Annotated in this window: 7 protein-coding genes; all 7 read right to left on the bottom strand. The window is 68.9% G+C overall.

Annotated features, from left to right (window positions below; translation table 11 throughout):
- The coding region (locus I5I_RS04650; protein ID WP_036316994.1) for an immunoglobulin domain-containing protein at nt 1-885 on the bottom strand (885 nt) is incomplete at its 3' end.
- Nucleotides 886-919: 34 nt separating this feature from the next.
- Nucleotides 920-2,134, bottom strand: coding sequence for a hypothetical protein (locus I5I_RS04645; RefSeq protein WP_036316992.1), 1,215 nt, complete (start codon nt 2,132-2,134; stop codon nt 920-922).
- A 65-nt stretch (nt 2,135-2,199) separates the two neighbouring features.
- Nucleotides 2,200-4,731, bottom strand: coding sequence for a hypothetical protein (locus I5I_RS04640; protein WP_036316991.1), 2,532 nt, complete (start codon nt 4,729-4,731; stop codon nt 2,200-2,202).
- Nucleotides 4,732-4,941: 210 nt separating this feature from the next.
- Nucleotides 4,942-6,507 carry a phosphate ABC transporter substrate-binding protein PstS gene (gene pstS, locus I5I_RS04635; RefSeq protein ID WP_051039477.1) on the bottom strand — a complete coding sequence of 522 codons (1,566 nt, stop codon included), beginning with the start codon at nt 6,505-6,507 and terminating at the stop codon, nt 4,942-4,944.
- Nucleotides 6,504-6,998 (bottom strand): ABC transporter permease subunit, encoded by a 495-nt coding sequence (locus I5I_RS17445; protein WP_239640017.1) that lies wholly within the window; start codon nt 6,996-6,998, stop codon nt 6,504-6,506. The genes pstS and I5I_RS17445 overlap by 4 nt, the downstream gene beginning before the upstream one ends.
- 781 nt (nt 6,999-7,779) lie before the next feature.
- On the bottom strand, nt 7,780-8,799 hold the full coding sequence (pstC, locus tag I5I_RS04625; RefSeq protein WP_036316989.1) for a phosphate ABC transporter permease subunit PstC: 1,020 nt from the start codon (nt 8,797-8,799) through the stop codon (nt 7,780-7,782).
- Between the two features lie 186 nt (nt 8,800-8,985).
- On the bottom strand, nt 8,986-9,480 hold the full coding sequence (locus tag I5I_RS04620) for a PASTA domain-containing protein (protein WP_036316986.1): 495 nt from the start codon (nt 9,478-9,480) through the stop codon (nt 8,986-8,988).
- Nucleotides 9,481-9,564 lie beyond the last annotated feature (84 nt).

Below are 9,564 nucleotides of genomic sequence, written 5' to 3'. Positions count from 1 at the left end.
GTCGGCGGGGTCGGCGATCGTGACCTTGCCCGCGTCCGAACCGGTCGGCTCGGTGGGAACCACGTTGGTGACCGTGAGGGTCGCCGCGGAGGTCGTCGCCGTGCCGGCCGAGTTGGTGTAGACGGCCTGGTACTTCGTACCCGACTGTGCCAGCTGCACGTTGGACACCGTGAGGGTGTCGGAGGTGGCGCCCGCCATGTCCGACCAGGTGGTGCCGTCGGTCGACGACTGCCACTTCACCGTCGGCGCCGGCGAGCCGGACGCCGCGGCCGTGAAGACGGCCGACTGGCCCGGCAGCACCGTCTTGTCGGCCGGCTGCGTCGTGATCGCCGGGGCGGTCGTCGACACCGGAGCCGTCCAGCTGAGGCTGCCGCCCGTGGTCGCCGTACCGGCACCCAGCACCACGGTCGTGAAGACGACCTGCACGGCGTGGTTGCTGCCGTCGAGCCACGCCTGACCGAGGCTGAACGTGCCGCCCGCGTTGAGGAGGTCGTGGAAGTCGCCGGCGACGGCGGGATTGTCGGTGAGGGTGTCGGGTGTCACGTACGGACCCCAGCCACCCCCGCCTCCCGTGCCGAGATACCCGGCGGGGTTGTCTTCGGTGCCCGGGTTCGCGATGAAGGTGATGACGCCGACGAAGCTGCTCGGGTCGGAGAACTTCGACGCGGCACTGGGGTCGCTCGCGACCGGCGACAGCAGAACGTCAGTGCTCTTCCAGTTGCTTCCCGTCGCGGGGAGGGGGAGCGCATTGCCGTCGAGCAGGTAGACCGTCTGGTTGCTGACGGGCGCCGCCGCGTACGCAGGCGCGGCCGCCAGTGCGCCGACTGCCGTGACTGCCGCGGCGGTCACGAACAATGCGACGCCGCGCTGAATGGTTTTCTTCATGATGATGCGGTGTCCTTTTCTGAGGATCGGCAGATCAGTAGGTGTCGGAGGACAGGGCGTAGACGATGTTCGTCGTCGACGGCGCGAGGAAGCCGAACTTCGTCTTCACGGCTCCCGGGGTGGACGGAAGCGTCCCGTAGCCAGCGAGGCTGGTCGCGCCGGTCTTGGTCGGGTCGAGCAGCGCGGCGACCTTGGCATCGTTCGCGAGCGCGGACAGCGCGGTGACGAGGTAGGTGTTGCGTCCCCACGTGGTGCTTGCGTAGTAGGCGGCGGTGGGCGTCAGCGAGGACGTGCCGGTGTAGACCGTCGTCGAGGAGGACAGCGGGTTGCCCAGCTTGACGCTGCCGGCGGAGCCGAGAGCGGTGTTGGCGGCAGCGATCGAGTTGAACGGAACGGCACCGTTGGACTGGGCGATCCAGCCGGCGGCCGAGAAGGGGATGACCGCGCCGACGCCGACGGCGCTCAGCTCGGTCGCCACGTTCTCCTGCTTGGCGTCGTCACCGGTCGCGACGCCCGCGGGCTTGTTGTTGTTCGAGTAGCCGAGGCCCGTTCCGCCGCCGTTGCCGAGGAAGAACTTGCGGGTGCCCGAAGAGGACTGCGGCAGCAGCGGGCGCAGGGTGACACCGGCGACCGGCTGGGTGCCGTCGTAGAGGTTCTTCAGGTCCGCGCCGCTGAGGGCCGCGACCGCGTCCTTCTGCGACTGGCTCCACGAGGCATCCTCGACGTACGCGTACGAGACGGCGTCGCGGGCGAAGGGGACGAAGGCGATGTCGCTGGCAGCCGGGCTGGACTGGTTCGAGTCGAGCGTCTTCGGGCCGCCCGAGGAGCGCGCGATGTCGACGTAGCCCTGCAGGCTCTGCGAGCCGGTCTTGGACCACTGGTAGCCGTTGTTCTTGAGGTTGAACGACGCGATCATCGAGTTGATGCCGTCGCCCGAGCCGGAAGGACGCAGGAAGTACTTGAACTGGCTGCCGGACTTGGTCTGGATGAAGCTGCCCGAGCCGGTGTTCGGGAACGCGTCGAAGGACGCGTTCGGCACACCGGATGCCTTCACCTGCACGAACGAGCCCGTGACGCTGGTGCCGTTCACGAGGGCGTTGACGACGTCCTGGATGGTGTCGGAACCGGCGAGTGTGTAGCCGCCGGTGGGAGTGGTCGGCTCGGCGTTGGCCGGCGCCGCCACGAACGCGACGCCGGCGAGGGCGAGCGCGACAACCGCGCCGAACGACGCAGTCTTCTTGAACTTCATGGTTTGCCTTTCGAAGGTGAAGGGTCCGACGCGAGTGTGCGTCGTCTTGGTCCCGGTGAGCGGGCTCAAGTCTGTGAGGGCATCCGTCGCCGGCGGCCCGTGAGGGCGCTGACGATGACGGCTGCGACGGCCGCGAGAAGAGCGATGGGAACCACCGCGCCGGTCGCGGCGACGGGATCGGCGGGGGTCGTGCTGGCGCTGAGCGACATCGCGGCGCCTGTCGCCGCCGGCTGGGGCGGCAACGTCCCCGCCGAGTCGCTGGAGCTCACCGGCGCGGCCGCGGTGGGGGCCGGTGCTCTGACGACCGTCGCGGAACTCGGAGCCGAGGGCTGCGGCGAGGTCGCGACCGGCCCCGCAGCGATGCGGTCGGCGACCTCGGTGGCCGCCCCCACCCACGCCGTCGGAATCGGTGCGTAGCCCTCTGGGAGCTGTCCGTCGGCGGATCCGGGTCGCTGGCCGGCGCCCACCGCGTAGCGGATGAAGGACGCGTAGCTGGAGCGCAGCTCGGCATCCTTCCCGTCCGTGCGGGCCGCCGCGTAGACCGGCATGGCCAGCGGATACGCGTCTGTCGCCGCCGCCGCTTGCGGTGAGGCCGGGTCGAAGGCCACCATCCCGGACGAGCCGGCCACGGGCGTCATGGCGGCAGCGGCAGCAGTGAGGCTCGACGTCGTCGGAGCGACGAACGTGCCGGCGGGGTTCAGGAGCGCCGCGGTGTGGACGCCGTACCGTTCCGATGCGCCGAGGTCGGTCACGCTCATGACCGCCTGATATCCGGGGAGACGCCGGACCGTCTTGCTGAACTTGGGTGGGCTCGCCTGCGGATCCCATGACCCCAGCAGCAGCGCATCGCCCTGAAGCGTCAGTTTTCCGCCCGAGTCGTAATCGTTGGTGTACGGCCGCCAGGTCACCAGGTTGATCGGAGGAGTTCCTTCCGTCTTGTCCGCGGGGCTCTCGATGGGGTCGGCCTTGGGATAGTTGTCCATCGGGATACCGAGAGCCGTTCCCGTGGGGTTGATCCGCGGATTGGTGGAGAACCAGGGATTGACCTTCATCCCCCACGGGTCAGGATCGCCGTTGAGGAAGGCGCGGGCATCCGCGTCGGCCAGGATGTACTTCCAGATCGCGACGGCGCCGTCGGATCGGCCCTGCGGAACGAGGAGCCCGGCGAAGACCAGACCGCGAAGACCCTGGTACTGCCAGTCCGCGTCGTTGATGGACCGGAAGTCCGGATCTTCCGCCAGGTTGTAGGCGTTGCTCCCGGGGTTTGCGTTGTCCTTGTAGCCGATCTCCGTCTTGTCGGCCCCATACGGCAAGGACTCGACATAGGACGACGTCAGCAGCTTGGCGATCAGCCGCGGAGTGAGCTTCATCTGCGTGAACGGCAGATTGGTGCGTTCCGCCACACCACCCGGCGCCGTGGAGCTGTTCGGCGCGGTGCGGTCGACGGCGAATGCGACCGACAGTCCCGTCAGGGCGATGGGCGCGTAGGCGAGCGGATCCTTCTGGCCGTCGGCGACGGGCAGGGGCTGGGACGTCAGGGCGAGTGGCGCCGAGGGGTCGGCGGCTGCCGCCACCACGGCGTTCGACTCGACGCTGGTCAGGTGCGAGTAGATGGCTCCCCCGGCCTGCCCGCAGAGCGTCGGCTGCCAGGACTGGATCGCGTTCGCCACGAGCTCGCTGCCCTGCAGCTGGCGCTCCGCGGCGCCGATCGCACAGTGCGCGCCGATGGGTCGGAACTGCAGACGGACGGCGAGCGCGTGCTTCCAGTTGTCCCAGAAGAGTCCCGACGAGGAGTTCTGAGTCTCGCCCACGTCGTTCACGCCGCGGGGCACAACGACGAGCCAGCACGGCGCGCCGGTCGCGCTCGCGCCGGCGCCGACGGCGGCTCCGCATCCGAGTCCGATCGACTGCAGCGCGGTGTGCGTTTCGAACGCGACCGAGCCGGCGCCGTCGCGGCCGCTGCCGGCCCAGGGGATCTCGTTCGTCGTGTAGCTGGTCTGGAACTCGTTGACGTTCACGCTCACGGCATCCGGCACCTTCTTGCCGTCGACGACGGTCGCGATGACCTTTCCGGTCGCGGATCGGAAAGGAATCGCCGTAATGGTGGGGGTGAAGAAGTTCGTTCCCGGCGCGGTGTACTGCTGGTCCTGCGCGGCCACGCTGCCGGGCGTCCGTGCCCCGTCTCGGGTCTGGCCGGCCCTGTTGAACGCGCCGTACTCGCACGTGGTGCGATCGGGACGGGTGGGGTCGGTCGGATCGTCGCCCCAGCACTGGAAGATCTGCAGGAAGTTGGTGCCCCCGCTACCCGGCACGGGGGGCTGCGACTGCTTGGCGCCGGTCCAGCTGACCGTGATCCCCTGGTTGACGAGGTCCGTCGTCTGCGACACGGTCACCGCCAGATCGGGCATCGGCGCCGAGGCGAGATCCCGGTCCTGGGCCTTGGCAGTCACCGTCACCTGACTCGAGTCCGCGGCACGAGCTCCGGTCGGCGCGATCGTCACGCCCAGCCCCGCCACGAGGGCGAAGACGGCACCGGCGGTGAGCAGTCCGGTGAGTCCGGAAGCGAACCAGGTGCGGCGTCGGGTACGCGGCAACACGTTCAAGATTTCTCCAGGGATTCGCGGCGACCTACGCCGGATGCGATCAAGGTATGGGCGGGTTGTGGACATCAGATGAATCGCCTGGGAACGAGCCTGCTCCAGCCCGTACTCAACATGAGAACGCTTTAATGTCCAGATCAGACGGAAAAAATAGGCACGCCGAATAGGCGCCCCGTCACGCGCAGGGGCGCGGGGTGACCGACGTGCTCAGCGCTTCGAGCCGCGCAGGCGTCGCGACAGCAGCGGCGGCAGCACGATGGCGGCGAGCAGGAACGCGCACGCGACGAGCATCGTGATCTGCGGCACTCCCCAGCCGTCGGAGGCGAGGGTGAACGGCGACGACACCGCCTTCGCACCACCGGCGCTCGCTCCGGAGACGAGATTGCCGTTCGCATCGTAGACCGGGTCGGACCCGCCCGCCGCGGCGCCGGCGGCGGCCGCCGGCGCGGCGGCGTCGGAGGCGCCGGAGCCGCTCGTCGCCTGCCCCGATCCGCCGGTACCCGTCACGGGCGTGTCGACGGTCGCTCCCCCCGTGCCGGTGGCACATTGCGTCGTTCCCTGCTTGTCGCAGTCGGCCGGCATCGGAGCGGTGGCGGCGAGCTGATTGTTCGACGGTGAGTCGCCCGGCTTGAAGGTCGGGTTGTTGCAGCTGTTGAAGTCCACGCCGCCGACGGTTCCGGGGATCGTCTTGATGACGTCGGAGGCCGCCTGCACGAGGTTCATCGGCAGCGGCGAGTACCCCAGCGCGGATGCCTGCTGCTGCCCCTCGCAGATCATGTAGTCCGCGAACTTGCTCAGCGTCTTGCCCTTCTCCGCGGTGAAGACCTTCGTCGGCTGGGTGGGAACGATCATGTACGAGTAGCTCGACATGGGGTACGTGCGAGGGTCGGCGTTGTTGTAGACACCGTCGAGGTTCTGTGTGAGATCGGAGTTGATCGCCGCGCCCATGAGCGCGACCGCGACCGATTGGTAGGTCGGCTCGACGTAGTACCCCGACTTGTTCAGGACTTTGGCGACCGGGAAGCCCGACTTCAGCGCGTACGAGTACTCGACGTAGGTGATCGCACCCTCGCCGTAGTTCTGACTGACGTAGCCGGCGACGCCGAGCGATCCGCTCTGCGCCTTGAAGGCTCCGCTCAGCGACGGGAACTGCGACGTCATGCCGCGCGTCCAGATGCTCGGGAACTGGGACGACATCCACAGTGTGAACTGGGCGCTCGTGCCCGACCCGTCCGAACGCACGACCGGCGTGATCGACTTGTCGGGCATCGCGAGCGCGGGGTTGTCGGCCTGGATGGCCGGATCGTTCCAGTTGGTGATGGCCCCGGTGAAGATCTTCGCGATGACCTCGCCCGACAGTCGCAGGTTCGTCACCTGCTTGCCGGCGATCTTGAGGTTGTACATCAGCGAGGTACCTCCGGCGACGATCGGCATGTACGAGTAGGTCGTGGCCGGAATCTCGGGCGCCGATCCGTCTTCCGGGTGGGCCTGGAACGGGATCTCACTGATCGCGAAGTCGACGGTCTGGTTGATGAAGTCCTGTCGACCGGCCGAGGAGCCGGTTCCGGAGTAGTTCACCGTCATGCCGTAGTTGCCCGCGACGTTCTTGCGCCACTGGTCGAGTGCGTTCTGCGACCAGGTCGATCCTGAGCCCGAGATGGGGACATACGACTCGGCCGCCTGCGCAGGCAGCGGGATCAGCGGGATCAGCGCGATCAGCGCGGCGACGACGGTCGCGGCGGCGAAACGGTACCAGCGGGCTCGCGCGATCACGACGGGTTCTCCTCGTTCGAATGGGTGAGTTCTGGCGAAGCGGATGCCGTGGGCTGCGCACGCGGCGTGCGCGCGGCGGCATCCTCGATGCGCCCGAGGTCTCGCGCGGATGCCGCGGCGACCGCGCGACGCTGCCGGTCGCTCAGCTGCCCGGGCCCCCGCCCGCCGATGAGGCGTGCGATGAGGAACAAGGCGAGCACGAGCAGCACGAGTGTGGCGGCCGCGCCGAAACCTCGGGCGATCATGTTCGGCTCGGGCGACTTGACGAAGTCGAACACCTGCAGGGGCAGCGAGATCATCGGGCCGCTGAACGGGTTGAGGTTCATCTCGGCCGTCACGCCCGAGGTCAACAGCACGGGCGAGGTTTCGCCGATGCCGCGCGCGGTGCCGAGGATGACTGCGGTGACCAGACCCGAGCGCGAGGTCGGAAGCACGACGTGCCAGACCGTCCGCCACCGGGTCGTGCCGAGGGCGTACGACGCCTCCCGCAGATGTTTCGCCAGAGGCGGAGGACGACGTCGGAGGCGCGGATGATGATCGGCAGCATCATGACGCTGATCGCGAGCGCCGCCGCGAACCCGGACCGCTGGTGCGTGACGAGGGTGACGATTGCGGCGTAGATGAACAAGCCGGCGACGATCGACGGCAACGCGGTCATGGCGTCGGAGATCGTCCGCACGAACCGGGCGAAGCGACCGCCGATCTCGTTGAGGAACACCGCCGTCGTGATTCCGAGCGGGATCGTGATGACGAGGGCGATCGAGATCTGGATGAGCGTACCGACGATCGCGTGCGCAATGCCCCCGACGCTGAGCGGTTCGAGCGGTCCGGCGAGCTTCATCGTCTCGACGAAGAAGTTCGGGTTGATCAGCGCCGGGACACCGCGCACGACCGTATACCCGAGCACGAACACCAAGGCGCCGAGCAGAATCGCTCCCGCCGAGTAGAAGAGGGCCGTCATGATCCGCTCACTGACGGCGAGGCGATCGGCACGCAGCGACGAGAGCACCGCGTAGATGCCGAGGAAGGCGATGAACGAGATGATCAGCCATCCGATGAACCCCGTCATGGGTGTCAGCCAGCCGAACAGCAGCGTCGCGACCGCAATGCCCGCTGCCACCGCGCCGATCACGTTGAACGCGTCGTCGAGCGGCACGCTGCGCAGGTCTCGCCGCTGTCCCACCTCGTCGTGACGGACGGGGATCGCGGTGCGGACCCTCGGCGACTGCTCGTGCGCGGCCGGCGACCGCGGGACTGTTTCGATGATCGTCATCAGTTGCTCTCCGCACCCGACCGGCTGCGGGCGACGATGGTGGATGCCGTGAAGTTGACGATCAGTGTGATGATGAACAGCACGAGACCTGCGGCCATGAGCGCGGACAGACCGAATTGGCTGGCCTCGCCGTAGCGGAGGGCGATCAGCGCCGACACGGAGTTGGTTCCCGTCTTCAGCACCTGCCAGTTGATGGTGAAGATGGGCGAGATGATCATGACGACGGCGATGGTCTCTCCCAGCGCCCGTCCGAGCGCGAGCATGGTTCCGCCGATGATGCCGCCGCGGCCGAACGGGAGCACGACCGTGCGGATCATCCCCCACCGCGTCGATCCCAGGGCCAGCGCACCCTCCCGCTCACCCAGCGGCGCTTGCGAGAAGGCCTCGCGCATGACGGAGGTCTGCGTCGGGACGATCATGAGCGAGACGACGATGCCGGCGATGAAGGCCGAGGACGTGAAGGCGCCGGCATCCGTCACGCGGGCGCCCGAAGCGTCGGTGACGGCGAAGAGGGGAATCCAGGAGAAGTAGGTGGAGATCCACTGCGAGACCGGAATGACGTTCGCCTGCAGGAAGAACACACCCCACAGGCCGAACACGACGCTGGGCACGGCAGCCATCAGATCCACGAGGGAGATGAGCGTGGATCTGATGCGCCCGGGCACCACTTCGCTGATCAGCAGCGCCGTGGCCAGCGACAGCGGCAACGCGATCGACAGAGCGATGAACGCGATCGTGACGGTGCCGAACAGCACGGCGGCGATGCCGAACTGGCCGTCTCCGCCCTCCGGCGACCACGCCTGGGTCCACAGGAACGCCGGCCCCGAGCGGGCGAGCGCCTCGCCGGCACGGCCGGAGAGGAACACCCCCACGGCGAGCATGATCGCCACGGTGATGCCTCCGGCCGCGTAGCAGACGGCACGGAAGACCCGGTCCGCCTGTACGGGACGCGAGACCAGCGACCGCGGCCGAGGGGTCGGGGATGCCGGGATGACCTCCGTCACGGAGTCAGTGGTCATGGCGCCTCCCTGGCGTGCGGAACGGGTGGGCGGATCTCGAGGCCGAGCGACGCTGGTCGTTCCGCAACGCGCGCGCGGCGGAGCCCTCGGGAGGGGCTTCGCGGAGCCAGGATGACGCGGGAGGGTGAACGACGACCGCTGCAATCGTGTCGCACGCATGACCGCTGTGCGTGCGAGAGGTGTCCGTCATGGTCGGGGAGGCTCCGTCGCCGGGGGCGTGTCCGTCGGGGTCGCCGACGGCAGGGGCGTCGGCGACGGGCTCGCCGACGCGCGCGGCGTCGCGGACGCCTCGGGGGGAACCCGCAGCACCACGACCGCGCCCACCGCAGCGACCTGCCCCGGCCCCGGTGCGGTCTCGGCGACGACACCCGGGACACCCGAGCCGCCGACGGCCACACGAGAGGAGAAGCCGGCGGCAGACAGCACGCCCTGTGCCTCTGCCGGCACCATCCCCGTCACGACGGGAACAGTATTGAGGCCTGACGCCGCGCGCAGCGCGATCACGGCGCCCGCACGGACCTCGTCGCCGGCGGCGGGCACCGAGGCGAGCACGGTGTCGCGCACCGCGGGTCCGTCGTCGCGGCCGATGTCACCGACCGTCAATCCCGCCCGCTCCACCGTGCTCACCGCCTCGTCGACCGTGAGCCCTCGGACATCCGGGACCACGCGGCGCGCGCTCACCGCCGCAGTGTCGGCCGGTGATGCGCTCGGGGCCGACGTCGCCGTCGCCGGACTCTAGAGGATCCCCGGGACCGAGCTCGAATC

The sequence above is a fragment of the Microbacterium sp. B24 genome (assembly GCF_000333415.1).
Classification (GTDB): domain Bacteria; phylum Actinomycetota; class Actinomycetes; order Actinomycetales; family Microbacteriaceae; genus Microbacterium.
Note: the sequence above shows the minus strand (reverse complement) of the source record. Positions and strands in the feature narration are given on the sequence as shown.

What these genes read in the sequence shown, in the direction of transcription:
- I5I_RS04645 (WP_036316992.1), bottom strand. Translation starts at nt 2,134, where the DNA reads ATGAAGTTCAAGAAGACTGCGTCGTTCGGCGCGGTTGTCGCGCTCGCC.
- pstC (WP_036316989.1), bottom strand. Translation starts at nt 8,799, where the DNA reads ATGACCACTGACTCCGTGACGGAGGTCATCCCGGCATCCCCGACCCCT.